Consider the following 22,560-nt stretch of genomic DNA (forward strand, 5'->3'; position numbering starts at 1 on the left):
TGCCAAGAAAAATTTGCAAAAAAAAGGCAAAAATTGTGATTTTTTTATCTTTAGAAAAAAATTAGACAGATTTTTGCCATATTTTTCTAAACAAAAATGCTTCAATAGCTTGACAAATGGCTGTACAATCGGCTTCACGAAGAGAGGGAAGTTTTAAAAGAGGAATGTGCAAATTTTCAAATTGAAAAGTTTTATTTGTGGAAAAACGTTCATATTCCGGACCGAGAAAAATAACACAATCGATAGTTGTGTGCTTTTTGAATTCTATCATATAAAGACCAACGCCACGAATCTCGATGCCGCCCTCTAAATTATCGGGAGTGTATCCGTGAAGCTTTCCATTTTCCGCACGCAACATTGTATAATCATCACTGATAAGCTTCGCTTCACGTTTTGACCACTCAGCGCGGTCAAGCAAAGAAAGGGTGATGGTTGATTTTCCTGATCCCGATGGACCTATAATTAACAGCCCCTTGCCGCCCAGTTGAAGGCAATTTGCGTGGAGTATTTCACATTTTGTTTTCATGCCTTTTACTTTGGATAAAAGATTTATTTAGCAAGCGGAAGCATAATAGTAAAACGTGCACCAGTTTTACACTTCCCAAGTGTAGGATCGATAATATTTTCGGCTGTAATTGTCCCATTATGAGCCTCGATGATTTGCCGACTAATAGAAAGGCCAAGTCCAGAGTTTTGTCCAAAAGCATCTTCATTTGGTCGATCTGTATAAAAACGTTCAAAAATGCGTTCAATATTTTCTGAACGAATACCTGGGCCATTATCTTCAATGGTTAAAATAAGGGTTGAAGCATGGCTTTTCATAGTAATGCAAATTTTGCCACGATTCCGAGGAATAAAAGAACGCGCATTTTCAAGAAGATTTGAAATCACTTGTCCTAAACGAAGTTCATGTCCCAATACAAGATAAGCTTTTCCATGAGGACGTGGGACAATATTAAGGCTTATATCAATAGTTTGCGTATTACGATACACTTCCTGAACAGCATGAACAAGACTTTCCAAAAGCGGTGTCATATCAACAATCTCTGCGGTTTCTCGTGCAAGCTCTGCATCGAGTCGCGATGCATCAGAAATATCTGTAATCAACCGATCAAGGCGGCGCACATCATGTTGAATAATTTCCAGCAATTTCTCTTGTGCTTCTTCATTTTTAGCCAGAGGGAGCGTTTCAACAGCACTGCGTAGAGAGGTGAGAGGATTTTTTAATTCGTGGCTTACATCAGCAGCAAAGCGTTCAATGGCTTCAATACGCATATAAAGGGCATTAGTCATATCACGAATAGAAGTTGAAAGGTGACCAATTTCATCTTCACGCATTGAAAAATCAGGAATTTCTACACGCTGATTATTACCATTACGCACTCGATTAGCCGAGGCAGATAATTTACTTAATGGATGGGCAATCGTATGGGCCAAAAAGAGAGAAAGAACCAAAAGTACGCTACCTACAACGGCAAAAACTTTAAAGATAACCAGTCTTTCGCCTTTTACAATGTTATCAATATCGGAACCAGTGGTTGAAAGAAGAAGAGCTCCAACCACTGCGCGATAGCGTTGAACAGGAACGGCAACAGAAACAATTAATTGCCCTTGTCTGTTGCGTCTTTTAGCCGTAGCAAGAGATCCGTTTAATGCGCGGTACACTTCTGGATAAGCAATACCACTGGTTTTTGTTTGTTCTCTGTCAAGAGCAATACCTTTGCCATAAAATGCGCTTGAATACCATGAAGTAAGGCGATCCCACATGTTTTGTTCTGTTTTAAGTGGGGGTAAATCATAACTAAAAACTTCTCCACTAGAATAAAGAACGCGCGAATCAAGAAGGAGAGTAGCATCACGATCATAGATACGTGCTCTTGTCGTTTTAGGTGTAATAAGACGCCGTAAAAGAGGGGCAACTTGCTCAGGGTTAATAGGAAAATCCCAAGAATCGGTTGATTGAGGAGCGGGTGTAACGCTTTCACCAGTCTGTAACTCTAAGAGTTTTTGAGGGTCAATGAGGATAGAATTTGTATCTACTGTTGCAGAAGCAGCAATAGCCCCAGCAATAATTTTTCCTTGGGTACATAAACTTTTGATTTTTGCTTCAATTAAACCATCGCGAAATTGGTTAAGGTATAAAATGCCTGTAACTAAAACAGCAAGAGCAGCAATGTTTAATATAACAATGCGACGTGTGAGGCTGGAAAAAAGCAATTGTCTAAAGAGACGTTGTGTTCGAAGATGCAAACGAGCGAACATAAGAAATGGCGTTGAGGATGTACCATTAACGGTTGTTTTTTGTAAAGTTTCCAGTTGAGAATTGTCTGTCATCGATTTGATTGCCATTCAAATTTTTGCGACAAAGTAGTTTTATACCTCGTGGAAACGATAACCTACACCATAAAGTGTTTCAATCATTGCAAAATCATCATCCACTTGTTTAAACTTTTTACGCAGACGTTTAATGTGACTATCAATGGTGCGATCATCTACGTAGACTTGATCACTATAAGCAGCATCCATTAAAGCATCACGACTTTTTACAACTCCTGGTCTTTGTGCTAAGGTTTGCAGAATCAAAAATTCCGTAACGGTTAAAATAACAGGTTTATCTTTCCATGTACAGGTGTGGCGTTCTTGATCCATCACAAGATCTCCGCGTTTGAGAGAAGAGGTGGAAGAAGTTCCTGTAGAAAGCGGTTGGTTACGTGCATTAGAACGGCGTAAAATAGCTTTCACGCGTTCAATAAGAAGACGTTGGGAGAAAGGTTTAGTAATAAAATCATCAGCTCCCATTTTGAGACCAAATAATTCATCAATTTCATCATCTTTAGAGGTAAGAAAAATAACTGGAAGATCAGATTTTTGACGCAAACGACGCAAAAGTTCCATCCCATCCATTCGGGGCATTTTAATATCAAAAATAGCTAAGTGTGGAGGGTGAAGTGTGAGACCCTTGAGTGCAGATGCTCCATCTGTATAGCTTTCAACCCGATATCCTTCTGTCTCAAGCGCAAAAGATAAAGATGTCAAAATATTGCGATCATCATCAACAAGTACAATCGTTTGCGTGATTGTTGGTGTATCTTTCATGGTTTCTTAGACCTTTCTATTGCTGTGGTAGCAAATTACCCACACTTATTTATATGGGAGTTCATATTTTTTTTGCAAAACAAATATGATACAAATTGTAGCAAAGTAAAAAACCTTTTGTCATTACTGTAAAATCTTGTTTTGCTTTCATAATTTATAATGTTTCTACGTCTATTAAGATCCCTTCATTTGAGAGAAAATTTTCATAAAGGCTTTTTTTATCAAGGTTTATTACAAAGTTTATTATTGTATTTGTCTCATAATTGAACAGATGTAGTTTTGATTGTTGAAGTTTAGAAAATCTGCCTATGTGTTTTAAGAGCAAAGAAAAGAATGTGGCAATATATGCACAAAAATTTGTTTCTGCTACACGAAAGGAGGTCGTAATGGGATTTTTTAATTTTATTAAAACCGTAGGGGAAAAGTTAGGTATTGGGGACCATGAACCAAAAGAAAAGGATTTTAAGAGAGCATTTGATCATTTTCAACTCGGTACAGAAAAAGTCAATATTCAAGTTGAAGACGGTAAAGCTATTTTAAGCGGTGAAGTTCCAGATAGGGAAACACTTGAAAAAGCACTGCTGGTTGTTGGCAATTCACAAGGTATCTCTTCTGTAGATGTTAATCAATTAAAGGTTATAGATACAACGCCTAGAAAAACTTCTCGCTTTTATGAGGTTAAATCTGGTGATAATCTTTGGAAAATTGCTGAAGAGGTTTATGGAAAAGGGCAAGGTAATAAAAACACATTTATTTTTGAAGCCAATAAGCCAATGCTAAAATCTCCCGATAAAATTTATCCTGGACAAGTTTTACGTATTCCTGAAATTGACCATAGTTAATTCATCAAAGGGGATAATTTTTTACTGATGGCATTAAACAAAAAATAAAGAAGCGTAAAAAATTTCACGCTTCTTCATTTTATAAAGTGTGTATTTATAATAAAAGGAGCTTAGTGAACAGGAGAGGATTTAGAAGGTGATGGTACTTTCATAGCGTTTACAGAGAAATCAACATCAATGGTTCCTGCTTTCTCAAATGTTAATTTTGCGCTAATTTTATCACCTAACTTAAATGGTTGTGAAAGCCCCATGAACATAATATGATCACCGCCAGGCTTAAGCGTGATTTCGCCATTTCCCGGAATTTCAATGCCATTGTGCATTTTTTCCATTTTCATAATATCATTAACGACAGCCATAGAGTGTATCTCTGTTGTTTTTACTCCGTTTGTGGAAATAGAAACCAAACGGTCTGGGGTATTACTGTGATTAATAATGTAGAGATAACCGCTACCAACTCTTATACCTCTAGGTGTTTCGCGTGTCCAAGGATTGAGAATTTCTATGTCGCCAAGTTTATATTGCTGAGCACCTGCTGGCAAGGTTATACCAGCAAAGAGAAGAGCACACACGATATTTATGATAACCTTTTTGTATGGATATTGTGTATGTATTATATTCTTAAAGATGAGATTTGTTATTTTTTTAATAATAGATGTCATCATTGATTTACCCTCCTTCATAAGATTCACACTTTGAATATTTTTATTTTAGCAGAGCTTTTATTTAAAATAAAAGAAAGAAATGCTAAAATGAAATTGATTTGAATATAAAAATCATAGAATTCTTGAAATTTAAAAGAAGACAGTAAGATTTACAATGACAACACACCTCTTAACGCTTCCGTGTTCATCTCATAAATAGTATTTGCAAATGGTATAAAATCTATGATGCACTACTATTTTACTTAATGAAGATATAATACAGAACAATCATCAACTACTTTACCAATTTTAATATTATGACAGCTCTTGGCATTTTAAAGCGTTTATACAGAGGTATTTTTATATATTTTCAAAGTTCAAAATTATACAGTTAAGAAAAAACGCTTTAGATGAATTTAAAGCACAGATTTCAAATAGCCGCAAACAATGAGACCGTTAGAAGGAGAATTTTTGAAAGGAGATCGATAGATAATACCTTTACTGATATGAGCATTAGATATGATGACTATTTTAGTCCAAGGAAAATTTATAATATTTGTGATATAAATTATTCGCCTTTTAAAAAGCTTTTACGTGAGTATGATTTTATCAATGATGAGAAGATCAAGAGCGAGAGTGCAATCATTCTTTTATTTTTTAATTTTTATAGAAAGATATATTTTTTGAGAATTGCAAGAAAAATATATTATGCTCTCAAGTCTCTCATAAATATGGTATTTATGGGTCATTAGAGTGCCTATTTTAAAATAAATTTTTTATTTTGGAGATGTTTCTCTCATTATTCTCTTGTAGCAATAAAAGCCTGTTCTTATATACGAGGCAGCAAGGCTTGTTGCGACTTGCAGTTTATTATTATTTATATTGCTTGAAGCAATATACGGGCTTTAGGTGTTATGAGGAGCTATCTTAAAAAGATGCTTTATGAAGGTTGAGGTAGCTTGCTGAATGGAGATTATAATATGGCAAAAGTAATTGGTATTGATTTGGGGACAACGAACTCTTGTGTGGCTGTTATGGATGGCAAAAACGCAAAAGTTATTGAAAACTCAGAAGGAGCGCGAACAACACCTTCCGTTGTTGCCTTTACTGATGGGGGGGAGCGGCTTGTTGGGCAGCCTGCTAAACGGCAGGCGGTGACAAATCCTGAAGGGACAGTTTTTGCAGTTAAACGTTTGATAGGGCGCCGTTTTGATGACCCTATGGTTGAAAAAGATAAAGCGCTTGTTCCTTATAAAATTGTTAAAGGTGACAATGGTGATGCATGGGTTGAAGAGGCGGGAAAGAAATATTCTCCGTCACAAATTTCAGCTATGATTTTGCAAAAGATGAAGGAAACAGCAGAATCTTATCTTGGTGAAAAAGTTGAACAAGCCGTTATTACGGTTCCTGCTTATTTTAATGATGCGCAACGTCAAGCCACGAAAGACGCAGGTAAAATTGCTGGACTTGAAGTTTTACGGATTATTAATGAGCCAACTGCTGCTGCTTTAGCTTATGGTTTGGACAAAAAGGACGGAAAAACAATTGCTGTTTACGACCTTGGTGGTGGTACATTTGATATTTCAGTCCTTGAAATTGGAGATGGCGTTTTTGAAGTTAAGTCAACCAATGGGGATACGTTTTTAGGGGGTGAAGACTTTGACATGCGCTTGGTCGGTTATTTTGCCGATGAATTCAAAAAAGAACAAGGAATTGATCTGAAAAATGATAAACTCGCTTTACAGCGCTTAAAAGAAGCGGCAGAAAAAGCAAAAATTGAGCTTTCTTCGTCACAGCAAACAGAAATCAATTTACCATTTATCACGGCAGATCAATCAGGTCCCAAGCACTTAACAATGAAATTGACTCGGGCAAAATTTGAATCTCTCGTTGACGATTTAGTGCAGCGTACCATTGAACCTTGTAAAGCTGCGTTGAAAGATGCTGGATTAAAGGCCGGTGAGATTGACGAAGTTGTTTTAGTGGGTGGAATGACACGTATGCCCAAGATTCAGCAAGTTGTGCAGAGCTTCTTTGGTAAGGATCCACACAAAGGCGTTAATCCTGATGAAGTGGTCGCAATGGGTGCTGCCATCCAAGGAGGTGTATTGCAAGGCGATGTCAAAGATGTGTTGTTGCTAGATGTAACACCTTTATCTTTGGGTATTGAAACCTTGGGTGGGGTTTTCACACGCCTTATTGAGCGCAATACCACTATCCCGACGAAAAAATCGCAAGTTTTTTCGACAGCTGATGATAACCAGAGTGCTGTGACGATTCGTGTTTTTCAAGGTGAACGGGAAATGGCAAGTGATAATAAGTTATTGGCTCAATTTGATCTTGTTGGTATTCCTCCAGCCCCACGTGGTATACCTCAAATTGAAGTTACTTTTGATATCGATGCGAATGGTATTGTTAATGTTTCGGCCAAAGATAAGGGAACAGGTAAAGAGCATCAAATTCGTATTCAGGCATCAGGTGGTTTAAGTGATGCTGATATTGAAAAAATGGTAAAGGATGCAGAAGAGCACGCGGCTGAGGATAAAAAACGCCGTGAAGGTGTTGAAGCTAGAAATCAAGCGGAGGCTCTTATTCATTCAACTGAAAAGTCGCTCAATGAATATGGCGATAAAGTATCAGCTGAAGAAAAGGGACAGATTGAAACAGCAATATCTGATTTGAAATCTGCGCTTGAAGGCAGTGATACGGAAGAAGTAACAACAAAGATGCAAAAATTAGCAGAAGTCAGTATGAAACTTGGACAGGCTATGTACGAAGCCTCACAAGCAGCGAGCGCTGACACTGAAACAGAGGCAAAGAATGATGATGTTGTTGATGCTGATTTTGAAGAAGTTAATGATAAGAAGAAATAGTGTCAGCATATGTGTTGATTAATTGATAAACCCGGCCTTTGAAATATAAGGCTGGGCTTTATTATTTGAGATAAGTTGCAACTTTGTTGCTAAAAATATAAATTAAAAGCAATATTATCCATAAAGATGGATGACAGAAAAATTATCAGGAATACATGATGAAGGTTGACTATTATGAAATTCTTGGCGTGACTCGCGAATGTGATGATAAAAAGTTGAAATCTGCTTTTCGTAAGTTGGCAATGCAATATCATCCTGATCGCAACGCGGGGGATAAAGAGGCAGAGCGAAAATTCAAAGAAATTGGCGAAGCCTATGAAGTTCTTAAAGATCCCCAGAAGCGTGCTGCTTATGATCGATTTGGCCATGCGGCCTTTGAAAATAGCGGTGGTCAAGGGGGAGCAAATCCCTTTGGTGGTTTTGCTGCTGGTGGTGGATTTGCGGATATTTTCGAAGACTTTTTTGGTGAGATTATGGGAGGGACACACCGTAAGCGTGGTGATAGTCGCGAACGTGGCGCAGATTTGAGTTATAATATGGAAGTGACTTTAGAAGAAGCATTTTCAGGAAAAACTGCAGAAATTAATATTCCCAGTTCCGTTACGTGTGATGTTTGTGAAGGATCAGGAGCGAGAAAAGGCTCTAAGCCGCAAGTTTGTGGAACATGTCATGGATCTGGTCGTGTGCGTGCTGCACAGGGGTTCTTTTCTATTGAGCGGACATGTCCTACATGTCATGGACGTGGTGAAACTATTACGGATCCATGCCCCAAATGTCAGGGGACACGGCGTATAGAGAAAAAACGTTCATTAAGCGTAAATGTTCCAGCTGGTATTGAAGATGGAACGCGTATTCGCCTTTCTGGTGAGGGTGATGCTGGTATTCGTGGTGGCCCCAATGGTGATCTTTATATTTTCCTTTCCATTAAACCGCATGAGTTTTTTCAGCGAGAAGGAGCAGATCTTCACTGTCGCGTTCCTATTTCAATGGTAACAGCTGCTTTAGGAGGAGAGTTTGAAGTTTCCGACCTTGATGGTGTTAAAGCACGCGTTAAGATTCCAGAAGGGACACAAAATGGACGTCAATTCCGCCTTAGAGGCAAAGGTATGCCCATGTTGCGCCGTCAGCAAGCAAGGGGTGATCTTTACATCCATATCACGATTGAGACACCGCAGAAATTAACGCAGGAACAACGTGAATTGTTGCAAAAATTTGAGAAACTCTCAAATCATGAAAATTCACCGCAATCACATGGTTTTTTTTCACGTATGAAAGAATTTTTTGAAAATATTTCTGGTTAAAATTATGTGAATGTTCTCAGAATAATTAGAGAGAACTGTGGGAAAGTTATTTTCATTAAGCTTTCTATTGTCTCATTATCTTTGAAAAGCATTTTTTCTTGAAAAGAAAAGAGAGAGACAGCTAATTTAGGATAAACTCCTGCTGCTGATAGTTTTTATATTTCATGAGTTTTATGGATAAGTCTGATTTTTGAGTGTCTATGACATTTTAAAAAGGGCTTATCCATATAAGAACGCAATTGAGTGATTGATAATAAATATTGCCAGTGTCATGATAACTGCCTTTATGCATTCAGTATTTTTGGTGTTTATTTTTTCACTCAAAATTTCTTTTTAAAGGCTCTATAATAAAACTATAAAATAGGTAGCGGCTTGCCAAGAAACGCTAAATAAGCTGTTAGGCAATCCATCTTTTTCAAATAAAGTATCAACTTCTTATAACCGATTTTATTTTTGGCATTTTTCATAGTTTTAATCACTGCTTCCTTTAAAATAAGGGTTATTTTGTTCGGAATAGCTTTTACATGCCTCATCTTAGCTTTTAGCAGTAATCATGTCTTTTTAGATGCGGATTTAGTTTTGTATTTCTGATGTCATAAATAGTTTTTCCAGATAATAAAAACGCTATAATCAAGTTTATTTTGTTCCAAAGAAATTGTGGAATGAGATAATGTGTGTTGAATGCTAAAGAAGACATAACAAAACACTTTTCGATATATCTCTCTTGTGGGGAAACAGATTCGATGGAATTCACTTAATTGAATTTATTGGCATAATAAAAAGTTGGTGGGAAGATAGAGGAAGTTACCTTTAAAAAGAAAAAATAAATACAATAAAAAATAGCACAATATGCTTAGAAAACAGCACGATATATTGTTGAAATTGATTGGTGATATGGAAAGAGAAATTTACGAAATGAATCTTTTTTCATAAAATAACATAATTAAAAGAATTAAAAATTCTACAAAACATTGAATAATTCAAGCATGTATCGCTATGCAGAAAGAAAAACTTAATGACCGATCATGAAAAATGAGAAGTTTTATAAAACCTTACGAAGAGAGTAATCTAAACAATTAAATGCTTTTACGAAGATGCTTCTGAAGAGTTATCGAAATAAAGTCACAATATATGATAATTTTGCAAAGCCTTTTTTCGATTTTACGATATAAAAAGATAAATTATGATTATAAATCAACTTATTATGATTCTCCATGAGGAGCGTTCAATTGACATTTCCTCATGTTTAATGATTGAGAAAAAGTCAAATTTTTAAAACCAAAGTTATAGTTTATTGGGATAAGCTATAAAGCAGTTGAGTGATTTCTTATCTTGGGAATATGTTAATTTTATTATTATAAGAAACTTTATTTTTATCTTACAAAATCAATGGTTGTATATATTCCTATTCATTGTTAAGTATCCATAGGGATAAACTAATGAGTTGAATGTACGGCTTAGCTTCAAAATTTTGCTTTTCAATTTTATATATAAGATCATAAAATAATGACATTTTTTTACGTCTATTTTGTTTAATTTTTCGCTGTCAATTTTTAAAGGAAGTTTTTTGTATTTCATTTTGCTATTCCTTTTTCGTAATTTAGAGGAAAATTGACGATTTTCAGGGGAGGGGGTGGATAGAGTAAAGTTTGGTTTTATTGTTTTCACTTTTCCTAAATTTCATTAAGAGATGGTAAAAAGTGATGAGGAGGCTCTATTGATGGATGATGCTAAAAACGGTGATGTAGATGTTTTGGAAAAACAAGCAGCATTTTTATCGTCTGCTTTACCTTATATGCAAAAATATGAAAATGAAACGGTCGTGGTAAAATATGGCGGCCATGCTATGGGTGATCCTGCTTTGGGGCGAGCATTTGCGCGTGATATTGCTCTATTAAAGCAATCGGGGATCAATCCTGTTGTTGTTCATGGTGGTGGGCCTCAAATTGCTGAAATTTTAATGAAAATGGGGATTGAATCACGATTTGAAAACGGACTACGGGTAACCGATGAGCGGATCGTTGAAGTGGTTGAAATGGTTTTAGCGGGTTCCATAAATAAAGAAATTGTTGCTCTCATCAATGCTGAGGGTGAATGGGCAATAGGATTATGCGGCAAGGATGGCAATATGGTTTTTGCCGAAAAGGCTTATAAAACTGTCATTGATCCTGATTCGCATATTGAACGTGTTTTAGATTTGGGGTTTGTTGGTGAGCCTGTTGAAGTTGACCGCACATTGCTAGATCTTTTAGCATCTTCTGAAATGATACCAGTTCTTGCTCCTGTAGCTCCAGGACGCGATGGTAAAACTTATAATATCAATGCTGATATTTTTGCTGGAGCTATTGCTGGTGCATTAGAGGCTAAACGCCTTTTATTTCTCACTGATGTTCCTGGTGTTTTGGATAAACAAGGTAAACTTTTAAAAGAATTGACAGTTTCTGAAGCTGAGAAATTTATTAAAAATGGGACAATTTCAGGAGGCATGATTCCAAAAGTAGAGACTTGCATAAAAGCCCTTCAAAATGGTGTGGAAGGTGTTGTCATTTTAAATGGTAAAACTCCTCATTCTGTTTTACTAGAGCTGTTTACCGAACAGGGAGTTGGAACGCTTATTGTTTCATAAATTGTGGGGAAAATTGGAAGAGAAAGTTTTTCATGGTGAATCTAAAACAGTTTAAATATCCTTTATTAAGTAAGCCAGAATTGGCAATATTTACTGCGACAATATTGTGGGGCATTACATTTTTAGTCATTCACATTGCGGTACGCTATAGTGGTCCTCTGTTTTTTGTTGGATTTCGTTTTATTGTTGCATCTCTTATATGTGGGGTAATTTTTTGGCGCTCTATAAAAGGTATAACTGTTTATGAAGTTTTCGCTGGGATGGCAATAGGTTTAGCCATGTTTTTTGGTTATGCTTTTCAAGCAGCTGGACTTCAAACAATTATTAGTAGTCAGTCAGCTTTTATCACAGCGCTTTATGTACCGATGGTTCCAATCTTGCAATGGATTGTTTTTAAAAAACCTCCCCGTTTAGCTTGTTGGATTGGCATTATTTTCGCTTTTATTGGGCTTGTATTTATTTCAGGACAAAAGCCGGGAAATTTTGATTTTTCAAAAGGCGAAATTTTAACTTTGTTAGGCGCTTTAGCGATTGCTGGAGAAGTCATACTCATCGGAATTTTTGCGAACAAGGTTGATAGTCGGCGTGTAACCATTATTCAGTTATTTTTTAGTGGTTTTTTTTCATTTGCTTGTATGCCTTTGATGGGAGAAAGCATTCCTGAATTTTCGTGGGTTTGGTTTAATATTGGTATAGGATTGGCATTAATGAGTGCCATCATTCAATTAGCTATGAATTGGGCACAAAAGTCTATTTCCCCTACGCGTGCGACACTCATTTACGCAGGTGAACCGGTATGGGCTGGTATTGTTGGGCGTTTGGCTGGAGAACATTTATCTCCCTTAGCTTTATTGGGCGGTTTGCTTATTCTGATTGGGATCATTGTGGCTGAATTACAACCTTCACAATGGCGTAAAAAAAATAAAGCAATTAAAAAAATTGATTAGCTATACATTTTTTTATTATGATTTTATTGCATGAGATTTTTGCTTGTAGAGTTTTCCTTTTTGGAGCTTTTTTAATATTAAGATGATTAAGAAGTTCTATAAATTATTCCAGTTTTTGCATACCAAATTGGAGAAATAGTATACTTCTATCTGTTTGTCTAATTTCTAAACTGGGCAGACAATCTTCATTGAGCCAAAACATGAGGTGATATAAAGTTAAAAATTAACGCTCATCTTTACGATCATTTTTAAATTCGGCTTTAACAACTTTCAAAAACATCTACGGTAGTGTTTTTGAATAATGAAAATTACGCACTGTCGCACGTTGTTTCTTTTGTCCTTTAATAGAGTTACGCTTCTCACGCAAAATAGAACGCCCACAGTACCGCCCATAACGTTGTACATTAAAGCGTTTTTTTAAAGATAGTTTTCTCAATATACATCATATTCATTGACGGTCTGCATGAAGTATAGAAAAACCACAGAACATCATCATTTTACTTAAAATAAAAGGCACTAGCATTTTCTTTATCTGTTCTCAATATTACGATAGCCTTTGTCATTTGAAAGAGAGAGGCATTTTGACTCATTTCTTAAACGTTTTTATCCATACACTAGCTCTGTTTTATAATGGGGAAGCAAAAAATTTATTGATTCATTATGAGAAGATTTAATGAGAAGATTTAAAATGAGAGAGGCTCGCGATATTCAGAGTTTTCATTTAAATTGCAAAACAATAAACGATCATTATAAATCAATGCGTTATCCAATGAATCGAAGAGGATTGGTGTGTTTTATCTTTAATAGAAGAAGGAAGGAGTTGTATAAAAAGTATATAAAACATCACTCAATAGAGCACATTTCTAAAGTTTTAAAAATTGAGAAGAAACACCCTCGATATTCATATTATTGTATATAAGATTGCTAAAAAAGCAGATTATTGCGTACAAATAAAAAAGCATTTCTTGCGAATTTTATTGCAAGCCTAAGTGATATACACGCCCATCATATAAATATGATAATACATTGATTTATAATTATAATACAGCATTACTCACATTCAATTATGACCCTGAATACCGTAAAATTTTCTCACGTCAAATCATTTTCATGTTAAATCAATCCAAATCACTTTCTTACACGTCACAAGTGAGTGGGTGGGGACATGTGGGTAAAAACTGTAAAAGAAAAGCATATCTCTTATAAAATTTTTCAAATGTAAAGGATCGTCGCAATATTGAAGATTGGCAAAGTGTGTGATGGTGCCAGCTTACTACAGCATATGAGTTATCAAATAAGATGCGAAAAGATCATTTTAGCAGCCTTGGATTTAATTTAGCAAATAAAAGCCTCATTTTTTAGGCTATAAAAAGTTGTGTTTTGAGAGGCTTTTTAGGTTTATATTCTTTTGTAAGGAGCTGGAGCATAATTGGTCTTTGCGTTTTGTATTATTCTTTGCTAAATCGCCTTATATGACAATAGATCGTAATTATATTCGTAATTTTTCCATAGTGGCGCATATTGATCACGGCAAATCCACTTTAGCTGATCGTTTGATTCAAATAACAGGTGGGCTTGATACACGTGAGATGAAAGAACAAGTACTCGATTCCATGGATATTGAGCGTGAACGTGGAATTACTATTAAAGCACAGACGGTACGTTTACACTATAAGGCAAAGAATGGTGAAACCTATATTTTAAATCTTATGGATACACCAGGTCATGTGGATTTTGCTTATGAAGTTTCGCGTTCACTGGCAGCTTGTGAAGGTTCTCTGTTGGTGGTGGATGCAAGCCAAGGCGTAGAGGCGCAGACGTTAGCAAATGTTTATCAAGCCATTGATAATTCCCATGAGTTGGTTGTTGTTCTCAATAAAGTTGATCTTCCAGCAGCAGAACCTGAGCGTGTTAAAGAACAAATTGAAGATGTGATAGGCATTGATACATCTCAAGCAGTAGAAATATCAGCAAAAACAGGTTTGGGTGTTCCTGATGTTCTGGAGGCAATTGTTGCACAATTACCACCTCCACATACAGGCGATGTTGCAAATCCCTTGAAAGCAATGTTGGTTGATAGCTGGTATGACGCATATCTTGGTGTTATTGTTTTGGTACGGGTGATAGATGGTATTTTAAAAAAAGGCCAAACCATTCGTATGATGGGGACAGGAGCAAAATATCCAGTTGAGCGCGTTGGGGTTTTTACACCTAAAATGGTACAGGTTGATGAATTAGGACCGGGCGAGATTGGTTTTATCACTGCTTCTATCAAAGAGGTAGCAGATACACGGGTTGGGGATACGATTACTGAAGAGCGCCGTCCTTGTGAAAATGCTTTACCTGGTTTTAAGCCTGCGCAACCGGTTGTCTTTTGTGGACTTTTTCCAATTGATGCTGCCGATTTTGATGATTTGCGTGCAGCCATGGGCAAATTACGCTTAAATGATGCGAGTTTTTCTTTTGAAATGGAAACATCTGCGGCTTTGGGGTTTGGTTTTCGCTGTGGATTTTTGGGACTTCTGCATCTTGAAATTATTCAAGAGCGATTAGAGCGTGAGTTTAATTTGGATTTAATTGCGACAGCACCTTCAGTTGTTTATCGCATGAATATGAATGATGGTTCTGTTAAAGAGTTGCACAATCCAGCGGATATGCCTGATGTGGTTAAAATTTCTTCCATAGAAGAACCATGGATTCGAGCGACAATCATGACTCCTGATAATTATCTTGGGTCAATTTTAGAGCTATGCCAAGAGCGGCGTGGGGTACAGGTTGGTTTGTCCTATGTTGGAACCCGTGCTATGGTAACGTATGATTTACCACTGAATGAAGTTGTTTTTGATTTTTATGATCGGCTAAAATCGATTTCAAAGGGTTATGCTTCTTTTGATTATCAAATGACAGATTATGCAGAAGGTGATTTAGTTAAAATGTCTATTTTGGTGAATGGAGAGCCTATTGATGCATTATCGATGCTTGTTCACCGCACGATTGCAGAAAAGCGCGGGCGTTCAATGTGTGAAAAACTGAAAGATCTTATTCCTCAGCATATGTTTCAGATTCCAGTTCAAGCGGCTATTGGTGGTAAAGTTATAGCGCGCGAAACGATTCGTGCTTTGCGTAAAGATGTAACAGCGAAATGTTACGGGGGTGATGTTACGCGTAAGCGCAAACTTTTGGAAAAGCAAAAAGAAGGCAAAAAGCGGATGCGCCAATTTGGAAAAGTAGAAATTCCACAATCGGCATTTATTCAAGCGCTCAAAATGAACAAATAATGAAAAAAGGGGTATTTTCTCTCATTGATTGCGCTTTTGCTTTTGTCGATTGGTTCAGGTGTTTAAAGAACACTTTTAAATAGAATTGCGTCGTGCTTCATGTTCTTGTGTATTGCATAATGGTATCACTTTCTCACGTAAAACAGAATGCTTTAAACAAAATACATTTATGTTGCATATTGGCGTGCTCGTTTTCGTAAATCATCACTCAATACATCAAACTCCATTTCACAACGGGGGCTATGAAAAATATAACGTAAAATACACTGTGAATGATATAAAATCCATTTGGCATTACCGCTTTTACGCGTCAGAAAGGTGCAAAGCGCACCTATCATACTCTTTTTCAGCTCAAAATATTATGACAGTCCTTATCACTTGAGAGAATTCATTAAAGGTATTTCACTCTTTTCTTGAAGTGTTTCTTACCCACATACCAACTGTGTTTGTAACGAGCAAGGAAATGATAGTGATTGATTCACTATGAAAGGATTTGAAATGAGAGAATCCTTGTATTCGAGGTTATTATTCAAGTTAAAAAACGATGAAATATTATTATGAATTAATCTTGTGTCTAAGAACGTAAAAGATCATTAATAGATGTTTTTTCTCGTGTTTTTTGATCAACGCGTTTTACAATAACAGCACAATAAAGGTTTGGGCCTGCTTCACCATTTGGTAAAGGTTTTCCGGGGAGAGAACCTGGTACAACCACTGAATAGGCTGGTACTTCACCAATAAAAATTTCACCTGTTGTACGATCAATAATCTTTGTTGATTTTCCAATAAAGACTCCCATTCCCAAAACAGCACCTTCACGGATAATACAGCCTTCAACAATTTCAGAGCGAGCACCGATAAAGCAATGATCTTCAATGATTGTTGGATTTGCTTGCAGTGGTTCTAAAACACCTCCAATACCAACACCGCCAGAAAGATGGACATGTTTACCAATTTGTGCACAAGAACCAACGGTGGTCCATGTATCAACCATTGTGCCCTCATCGATAAAAGCACCAAGATTGACAAAGGATGGCATCAATATAACATTGGGTGCAATGTAAGCAGAATGACGTACAATGGCTCCAGGAACGGAACGGAAATCAGCACTTTTAAAATCTGCCTCTTGCCAACCAGAGAATTTTGAAGGAACTTTATCCCACCAATGTGTCCCATTGATTCCACCAGTAATAATTTGCATAGGATTAAGCCGAAAAGAGAGTAAAACCGCTTTTTTCAACCATTGATGAACATGCCATTGTCCATTTTTTTGTCGTTCTGCAACACGGATTTCACCTTTATCAAGAAGGTTCAATGCATGTTCAACACTCTCACGTATTTCGCCTTTTGTGGTAGTATCGATAGAATCGCGATCGTCAAAAGCTTGTTCGATAATAATTTCAAGTTGTGTGATATGGGTCATGACGAGAGTTCCGTTAAACAAGTTGAAAGCTTCAAGATTTATTCTCTATGAACTACGCGAAGAAATGTGTTCAGTCAATAAAACGATGAGGAAGTAGGACAGGTGCATGAAAAAAAGCTGTAAAGAAAAAAGAAAAAGGGAGCAAGAAAACTGGACGCCACTTCTCCATACGAAGGATGCTCTACAACAGATCCATAAAGTCTCTAATTCAGCACAGGTGCGTTCGTCTACTTATCGTTTAGCCTATATCGATCAAGATTTTATGATGCGTCCAGAGCTGCGTTCACAACGTATTAGTCTTGAATTTTTAAAGCCGGAAATAACCCTTAAAGAATATGATATTCAATCAACAGTTGTTTTATTTGGTGGTGCGCGTATTCCTGAACCTGGGCAAGCAGCGTGGGCTGCAAAGAATGAAATACAAAAGAAAAATTTGCATGCTATGTCACATTATTACGATGAAGCAAGAGAGTTTGCACGTTTGTGCTCACTTTATTCTGCTACGACACAATATCGTGAATTTGTGGTTGTTACAGGGGGCGGACCAGGAATCATGGAGGCGGGAAATCGTGGTGCTTGTGATGTTGGTGCCCCAACGATTGGCTTGAATATTATTTTACCACATGAGCAGGAGCCTAATTCGTATGTGTCACCGCATTTGTGTTTTAATTTCCACTATTTGGGGATGCGCAAAATGCATTTTTTAGTACGAGCGAAAGCCCTAGCCATTTTCCCTGGCGGATTTGGAACTCTGGATGAACTGTTTGAGACGTTAACTTTAGTACAGACGGGGCGTATGAAACAGGTACCAATTTTATTGTTTGGCAAAGAATTTTGGAGCAATACTGTCAATTTTGAGTATCTGTCTGCACAAGGTACAATTTCTCCTACTGATATTAATTTTGTGAAATTTGTTAATACAGCAGCAGAAGCTTTTGAAGAAATTCGTTCTTTTTATAAACTGCCTTAACGACTTTTGAGATGCTCACTCTTGAAGGATAATTAATACTCTACTTTGGTTAAATAAAGTCCTGAGGGGGGGGCAACAACACCACAACGTTTACGATCTTTAGCATGAAGAGCTGTTTCGAGATCTTGAGCTGTCCAACGTCCAATACCCACTTCCATGAGGCTTCCTGCGAATGAACGGATTTGATGATGAAGAAAAGAACGAGCTTGTGCATAAAGGAAAATTTCTTCACCTTCTCTTTGAATATCGAGACGTTCAAGGGTGCGAATAGGGCTTTTGGCTTGGCAATGTGCTGAACGGAAAGTTGTAAAATCATGTTGTCCTACAAGCTTTTGCGCAGCTTCATGCATGGCTTCAGCATGAAGAGGTTTTGGTATCCACCACACGCGTTTGGCATTTAAAGCTGGTGGAGAGCGACGATTAAGTATTTTAAAAAGATAATGGCGTTTTACAGCGGAAAATCGTGCATCAAAGTCATCAGGGACATTTTCTACATTTAAGATTGAAATCGCCTCTCCCTGTTTACGTAAAAGAGCATTGAGCGCGTCACGCACAGTATGGGAGAGCCAGTTTTTTTCAAAATCAACATGCGCAACTTGTCCCGTAGCATGTACGCCCGCATCGGTTCTTCCTGCTGTTGTTATGGTCAATTGTTGTCCACTAAAGCAAAAAATTGCTTGTTCAAGAGCTCCTTGTATCGTGTGAAGTTTTGCTTGACGCTGCCAACCAGCATAATTTGAACCATCATATTCAAGAGTGAGTTTAAAACGTGGCATCTTAAAAAACAGCAGAAATATGAGCACCTCGCAAAAAGGTTGCGCACTCAAGAATTTTACCGCCAGATCTTTGGAGAGAGGTTATTTCTATCCGTCCTTGCCCACAATGGATAATCAAAGAATCTGGTTCTATCCGTCCAATTTCAAGAGAAGGACCTGTTGTTAAACGACTATCAAGAATTTTTACACGTTCTTCTCGTCCACCGATATTCATATTGCACCAGCAACTAGGAGAGGGAGAGAGCGCGCGAATATGCCTATGAATAAACTCTGCAGGTTTTGTCCAATCAATGCGGGTCTCTTCTTTTCTAATTTTGGCGGCATAGGTGATGCCTTCTTCTGATTGTGGGGTCAGTTTAAGTTGTCCTTTTTCAAGAGTGGATAAAGTCTCTACCATAAGTTCTGCGCCAATATGTGAAAGTCTGTTTGAAAGCTCAGCAGTGGTGGTGTTATCAGTAATGGGGATGGAGCGAGAAAGAGCGATAGGCCCCGTATCAAGTCCTTCATCCATTTTCATGATCATGATACCTGTTTCTTTATCACCAGCCATAATTGCTCGTTGAATAGGCGCAGCACCACGCCAACGTGGTAAGAGTGAAGCGTGGGCATTAAAACAACCAAAACGTGGCGTTTCGAGAATAGCTTTGGGTAAAAGGAGTCCATAAGCCACCACAATAGCAGCATCAACAGAAAGTGCTGCAAATTGCTCCTGTTGTTCGATTGTTTTGAGTGTTTGAGGCGTGAAGACAGGAATGGATTTTTCTTTTGCTACGGTGTGAACAGCGGAGGGGATTAATTTAAGTCCTCGACGTCCTGCTGGACGAGGGGGTTGACTATAAACAGCAACAACATCATGACCTGCATCCAATAAAGCATGTAAAATAGGAACAGAAAAATCTGGTGTTCCCATAAAACTTAATCGTAAAGCCATTACAAAACTGCTTCCTGCATGTTTTTTTCTTTTGCGCGTTTTTTAAATTTTCGTATCACCATATCGCGTTTGATCTTTGAAATGTAATCAATAAAAAGGCGCCCATCTAAATGATCAATTTCATGCTGCAAGCAAGTTGCTAAGAGATCGTCTGCTTCAATTTCTGTTTGTTTTCCTTCACGGTTCTGATAGCGAACACGAAGGCGTTTAGGACGTTCAACCTCTGCAAAATAATCAGGAATAGAAAGACAACCTTCTTTGTAAATATTACGCTCATCTGAAAGCCATAAAATTTCAGGGTTGATAATAACAAGTGGTTTTTTCTGCTCATCTTCAGAATTTCCAGAGACATCTATAACCAACATACGTAGCGGTATACCAATTTGAATAGCAGCAAGACCAACGCCTTTAGCATTATACATGGTTTCCAACATGTCATCCGCAAGTTTTTGGAGAGCTGAATCGACCTGCTCAACAGGTTTGGACACTTCCCGTAAAATCGGATCAGGTAAAGTAACTAAAGATCTCATTGGCATAAGTAGAGATTAATCAATGGTTTGTTATTGGTCAATATTGAATAACGGATTCTTGCGTTTTTTTACAATAAGAGCGTTATATTACAATTTATGTTTGATTCGTTTTTTTCCATACTCGCTGGTGATTTTTTTTCTAAACTAATGCTTTTGCTTTTATTTATACTTGTCTGTTTGGCATTTTTTATGTTGATACATTCTCATCGAAAAAAAGCATTTTTGGAAAATGAAATTGCTGAACGCGCACGTGAGGCACAAATGCAGATGGCTACCTTGCTGAAAACACAAGCTGAAATGCAAGGACGAATGCAAACGATGGCGGAAATTTTTGGTCAACGGCAGGCTGAATTGAATAAATCACTCAGTGAGCAACTCAATGGGATGACAACAAGCTTAGGCCAAACACTTCAGGTACAGACCAAATCCACTTATGAAAATTTGAATCGTTTGCAAGAGCGTTTAGCAGTGATTGATGCAGCACAAAATAATATTCAATCGCTTACGGGACAAGTTGTTCAGTTGCAGTCCATTTTAAGCAATAAGCAGACGCGTGGTACTTTCGGTCAGGGGCGGATGGAAGCAATTATTGCCGATGCCTTACCAACAAATGCTTATGCTTTTCAGGCTGTTCTTTCCAATGGAAAGCGCCCAGATTGTCTCATTCATATGCCCAATAAAGCTCCTTCTCTTGTTGTTGATGCTAAATTTCCTCTGGAAGCTTGGAATGCTATGCGTAAGGCAGAATCAGCGCAAGAGCGTCAAGAGGCAGAACGCCAATTTCGTACCGATATGGAAGTTCATATTCGTGATATTGCACAGAAATATTTGATTCCTGGAGAAACCCATGACACTGCTTTCCTTTTTGTGCCATCTGAATCGATTTTCGCAACAATTTATGAGGACTTTGAGGCATTGGTACAAAAATCCAATAGAGCCCATGTGATTATTGTTTCACCATCTTTGTTGATGCTCTCTGTCCAAGTGGTACAAACCATTATGAAAGATGCGCGTATGCGTGAACAAGCGCATTTAATTCAATCAGAAGTAGCAAAATTGATGGAAGATTTTGGACGAATGGATACGCGTGTTCGCGCACTACAGAAGCACTTTCATAAAGCAGGTGAAGATATAGAGGGAATTTTGATATCGTCCTCCAAAATCATGAAACGGGCAAATCGCATTGAAACTGTCGAATTAAAAGAAAATTACTCTGAACCAACAAAAATGACAACATTGGCTCAGTCGCAAACATTGCGTTTTGCTGATGAGGAATAAAGCAAAGCAAGCTTCTTAGATATTACAAGTTAGATCATGTTCTTTATTGATTGGTAATCATTTTTTAGTATCTCTATCTTGTTTTATTTCTTAAACGAGAGGAATAGGAATATGCGACACCTTTTGTTTTTAGGGGCACTGGTGTTTTTGCTAGAGGGATGCGCAACAACCACTCCCATCCACACAAATAATGCTTGTGCTATTTTAGCACAAAAAAATGGTTTTTTTGACAATTGGGGTAAGGTGTCTCAAAGAGCGGAAATGCGCTATGGAATTCCTATGCCTATTATTCTTGCAACCATTAAGATGGAATCGAGCTTTCGTCACAATGCACGTCCTCCACGCAAAAAACTACTTGGTTTTATTCCATGGAAGCGTCGGTCGACAGCTTATGGTTATGCTCAAGCGCTTGATAGTACATGGGCAATGTATCTTCGCTCTACAGGAAAGTCTTTTGCATGGCGTACGAATTTCGCAGATGCTGCTGATTTTGTTGCTTGGTATCATAGCCAAAGTGTTCAACGCAATGGGGTGAGGTTTGATGATGCATATAGCCTTTATTTAAATTATCATATGGGGCATGGTGCTTATGCACGTAGTGGTGGGCATGTCAGTGCTGCGCTTTCACAGACAGCACAGCGCATGGCAAGGATATCGAGGCTCTATGAACAGCAATTAAAAAGATGTGGATGGCATTAGGGAAGATTTTTGAAAATCTCAATCAGGGAATTGATGGGATAAAATTATTCGAAAGCAAAATTCCACATGATATGATAAAATAGTGTCGTTTTCTGATCGTTCAATGAAATAAATTGTTATTTTTTAGAATAAACTCAAGCGACAGAAAGCTTTTGCAATACACAATATATTTGAAGATACTCTCGACATTTTTACTTCCTTTGTTAAAAAAAATTATAATAGAAACCATTTTCTATTTAGTGTTGGCATTTCGCATTGGGCTAAGTACTAGAGGTTATTGAAGAAAAATTTTAAAATATAATATCATTTTTTATTTTCATTATGCGTATTACTGGCTGATTATTAT

Annotated in this window: 18 protein-coding genes; 9 read left to right on the forward strand and 9 right to left on the reverse strand. The window is 37.4% G+C overall.

Going from position 1 to position 22,560, the window contains the following annotated elements:
• Positions 1 to 61 precede the first annotated feature (61 nt).
• Genes ACFINK_RS01930 through ACFINK_RS01940 form a run of 3 tightly spaced genes read right to left on the reverse strand, consistent with a single transcriptional unit; the run spans position 62 to position 3,096 of the window.
• Positions 62 to 526: an HPr kinase/phosphatase C-terminal domain-containing protein gene (locus ACFINK_RS01930; protein ID WP_375612806.1), complete on the reverse strand. Its 465-nt coding sequence runs from the start codon at positions 524 to 526 to the stop codon at positions 62 to 64.
• Between the two features lie 23 nt (positions 527 to 549).
• Positions 550 to 2,334, reverse strand: a complete 1,785-nt coding sequence (locus ACFINK_RS01935; RefSeq protein ID WP_375611388.1) for a sensor histidine kinase — start codon at positions 2,332 to 2,334, stop codon at positions 550 to 552.
• A gap of 39 nt (positions 2,335 to 2,373) precedes the next feature.
• Positions 2,374 to 3,096, reverse strand: coding sequence for a response regulator transcription factor (locus ACFINK_RS01940; protein WP_005774392.1), 723 nt, complete (start codon positions 3,094 to 3,096; stop codon positions 2,374 to 2,376).
• A 386-nt stretch (positions 3,097 to 3,482) separates the two neighbouring features.
• Here ACFINK_RS01940 and lysM point away from each other — a divergent pair, with 386 nt between their 5' ends.
• A complete protein-coding gene (gene lysM / locus ACFINK_RS01945) occupies positions 3,483 to 3,938 on the forward strand; it encodes a peptidoglycan-binding protein LysM (RefSeq protein ID WP_375611389.1) in 456 nt (151 codons plus the stop codon).
• A 110-nt stretch (positions 3,939 to 4,048) separates the two neighbouring features.
• Here the strand turns inward: lysM and ACFINK_RS01950 are convergent, their stop codons facing one another.
• Positions 4,049 to 4,603, reverse strand: a complete 555-nt coding sequence (locus tag ACFINK_RS01950; RefSeq protein ID WP_375611390.1) for a copper chaperone PCu(A)C — start codon at positions 4,601 to 4,603, stop codon at positions 4,049 to 4,051.
• 959 nt (positions 4,604 to 5,562) lie between these two features.
• Between ACFINK_RS01950 and dnaK the strand changes: the two genes are divergently transcribed.
• The 4 genes from dnaK (at position 5,563) to ACFINK_RS01970 (ending at position 12,329) form a co-directional block, all read left to right on the forward strand.
• Complete coding sequence (dnaK, locus tag ACFINK_RS01955) at positions 5,563 to 7,455, forward strand: molecular chaperone DnaK (RefSeq protein ID WP_273790233.1); 1,893 nt, start codon at positions 5,563 to 5,565, stop codon at positions 7,453 to 7,455.
• 158 nt (positions 7,456 to 7,613) lie between these two features.
• Positions 7,614 to 8,756: a molecular chaperone DnaJ gene (dnaJ, locus tag ACFINK_RS01960; protein WP_375611466.1), complete on the forward strand. Its 1,143-nt coding sequence runs from the start codon at positions 7,614 to 7,616 to the stop codon at positions 8,754 to 8,756.
• Between the two features lie 1,720 nt (positions 8,757 to 10,476).
• A complete protein-coding gene (gene argB / locus ACFINK_RS01965) occupies positions 10,477 to 11,382 on the forward strand; it encodes an acetylglutamate kinase (protein WP_375611391.1) in 906 nt (301 codons plus the stop codon).
• 32 nt (positions 11,383 to 11,414) lie between these two features.
• Positions 11,415 to 12,329 (forward strand): DMT family transporter, encoded by a 915-nt coding sequence (locus tag ACFINK_RS01970; RefSeq protein WP_375611392.1) that lies wholly within the window; start codon positions 11,415 to 11,417, stop codon positions 12,327 to 12,329.
• 280 nt (positions 12,330 to 12,609) lie between these two features.
• Here the strand turns inward: ACFINK_RS01970 and ACFINK_RS01975 are convergent, their stop codons facing one another.
• Positions 12,610 to 12,765 (reverse strand): hypothetical protein, encoded by a 156-nt coding sequence (locus ACFINK_RS01975; protein WP_375638156.1) that lies wholly within the window; start codon positions 12,763 to 12,765, stop codon positions 12,610 to 12,612.
• 1,036 nt (positions 12,766 to 13,801) lie between these two features.
• On the opposite strand from ACFINK_RS01975, the gene lepA reads away from it, so the two are divergent.
• Entirely contained in the window at positions 13,802 to 15,607 is a 1,806-nt protein-coding gene (gene lepA, locus ACFINK_RS01980; protein ID WP_375611467.1) for a translation elongation factor 4, read from the forward strand.
• Between the two features lie 574 nt (positions 15,608 to 16,181).
• On the opposite strand, the gene dapD is transcribed toward lepA, so the two are convergent.
• Positions 16,182 to 17,030 (reverse strand): 2,3,4,5-tetrahydropyridine-2,6-dicarboxylate N-succinyltransferase, encoded by an 849-nt coding sequence (gene dapD / locus ACFINK_RS01985; RefSeq protein WP_375611393.1) that lies wholly within the window; start codon positions 17,028 to 17,030, stop codon positions 16,182 to 16,184.
• Between the two features lie 106 nt (positions 17,031 to 17,136).
• Here dapD and ACFINK_RS01990 point away from each other — a divergent pair, with 106 nt between their 5' ends.
• A complete protein-coding gene (locus tag ACFINK_RS01990; RefSeq protein ID WP_375611394.1) occupies positions 17,137 to 18,000 on the forward strand; it encodes an LOG family protein in 864 nt (287 codons plus the stop codon).
• 32 nt (positions 18,001 to 18,032) lie between these two features.
• On the opposite strand, the gene truA is transcribed toward ACFINK_RS01990, so the two are convergent.
• Genes truA through def form a run of 3 tightly spaced genes read right to left on the reverse strand, consistent with a single transcriptional unit; the run spans position 18,033 to position 20,243 of the window.
• Positions 18,033 to 18,776, reverse strand: coding sequence for a tRNA pseudouridine(38-40) synthase TruA (truA, locus tag ACFINK_RS01995; protein ID WP_375612809.1), 744 nt, complete (start codon positions 18,774 to 18,776; stop codon positions 18,033 to 18,035).
• Position 18,777: 1 nt separating this feature from the next.
• Positions 18,778 to 19,707 (reverse strand): methionyl-tRNA formyltransferase, encoded by a 930-nt coding sequence (fmt, locus tag ACFINK_RS02000; RefSeq protein ID WP_375620855.1) that lies wholly within the window; start codon positions 19,705 to 19,707, stop codon positions 18,778 to 18,780.
• Positions 19,707 to 20,243, reverse strand: coding sequence for a peptide deformylase (gene def / locus ACFINK_RS02005; RefSeq protein WP_375620854.1), 537 nt, complete (start codon positions 20,241 to 20,243; stop codon positions 19,707 to 19,709). The genes fmt and def overlap by 1 nt, the downstream gene beginning before the upstream one ends.
• A 90-nt stretch (positions 20,244 to 20,333) precedes the next feature.
• Here def and ACFINK_RS02010 point away from each other — a divergent pair, with 90 nt between their 5' ends.
• Both ACFINK_RS02010 and ACFINK_RS02015 read left to right on the forward strand, forming a co-directional pair.
• The gene (locus tag ACFINK_RS02010; protein ID WP_375612812.1) at positions 20,334 to 21,515 is read left to right on the forward strand and encodes a DNA recombination protein RmuC; all 1,182 of its coding nucleotides are present in this window, start codon (positions 20,334 to 20,336) and stop codon (positions 21,513 to 21,515) included.
• A 111-nt stretch (positions 21,516 to 21,626) separates the two neighbouring features.
• Positions 21,627 to 22,214 carry a transglycosylase SLT domain-containing protein gene (locus tag ACFINK_RS02015; RefSeq protein ID WP_375612813.1) on the forward strand — a complete coding sequence of 196 codons (588 nt, stop codon included), beginning with the start codon at positions 21,627 to 21,629 and terminating at the stop codon, positions 22,212 to 22,214.
• Positions 22,215 to 22,560: the final 346 nt, after the last annotated feature.

The organism is Bartonella sp. AA16NXGY, assembly GCF_042197325.1.
Taxonomy (GTDB): Bacteria; Pseudomonadota; Alphaproteobacteria; order Rhizobiales; family Rhizobiaceae; genus Bartonella.

Excerpts from the sequence above, each read along its gene's own strand:
- ACFINK_RS02010 (WP_375612812.1), top strand. The coding sequence starts at position 20,334 with ATGTTTGATTCGTTTTTTTCCATACTCGCTGGTGATTTTTTTTCTAAA.
- ACFINK_RS01990 (WP_375611394.1), top strand. The coding sequence starts at position 17,137 with ATGAAAAAAAGCTGTAAAGAAAAAAGAAAAAGGGAGCAAGAAAACTGG.
- ACFINK_RS01950 (WP_375611390.1), bottom strand. The coding sequence starts at position 4,603 with ATGATGACATCTATTATTAAAAAAATAACAAATCTCATCTTTAAGAAT.
- ACFINK_RS01970 (WP_375611392.1), top strand. The coding sequence starts at position 11,415 with ATGGTGAATCTAAAACAGTTTAAATATCCTTTATTAAGTAAGCCAGAA.
- ACFINK_RS02015 (WP_375612813.1), top strand. The coding sequence starts at position 21,627 with ATGCGACACCTTTTGTTTTTAGGGGCACTGGTGTTTTTGCTAGAGGGA.
- fmt (WP_375620855.1), bottom strand. The coding sequence starts at position 19,707 with ATGGCTTTACGATTAAGTTTTATGGGAACACCAGATTTTTCTGTTCCT.
- dapD (WP_375611393.1), bottom strand. The coding sequence starts at position 17,030 with ATGACCCATATCACACAACTTGAAATTATTATCGAACAAGCTTTTGAC.
- lysM (WP_375611389.1), top strand. The coding sequence starts at position 3,483 with ATGGGATTTTTTAATTTTATTAAAACCGTAGGGGAAAAGTTAGGTATT.
- ACFINK_RS01940 (WP_005774392.1), bottom strand. The coding sequence starts at position 3,096 with ATGAAAGATACACCAACAATCACGCAAACGATTGTACTTGTTGATGAT.
- def (WP_375620854.1), bottom strand. The coding sequence starts at position 20,243 with ATGCCAATGAGATCTTTAGTTACTTTACCTGATCCGATTTTACGGGAA.
- truA (WP_375612809.1), bottom strand. The coding sequence starts at position 18,776 with ATGCCACGTTTTAAACTCACTCTTGAATATGATGGTTCAAATTATGCT.
- ACFINK_RS01930 (WP_375612806.1), bottom strand. The coding sequence starts at position 526 with ATGAAAACAAAATGTGAAATACTCCACGCAAATTGCCTTCAACTGGGC.
- dnaJ (WP_375611466.1), top strand. The coding sequence starts at position 7,614 with ATGAAGGTTGACTATTATGAAATTCTTGGCGTGACTCGCGAATGTGAT.
- lepA (WP_375611467.1), top strand. The coding sequence starts at position 13,802 with ATGACAATAGATCGTAATTATATTCGTAATTTTTCCATAGTGGCGCAT.
- ACFINK_RS01935 (WP_375611388.1), bottom strand. The coding sequence starts at position 2,334 with ATGACAGACAATTCTCAACTGGAAACTTTACAAAAAACAACCGTTAAT.
- dnaK (WP_273790233.1), top strand. The coding sequence starts at position 5,563 with ATGGCAAAAGTAATTGGTATTGATTTGGGGACAACGAACTCTTGTGTG.
- argB (WP_375611391.1), top strand. The coding sequence starts at position 10,477 with ATGGATGATGCTAAAAACGGTGATGTAGATGTTTTGGAAAAACAAGCA.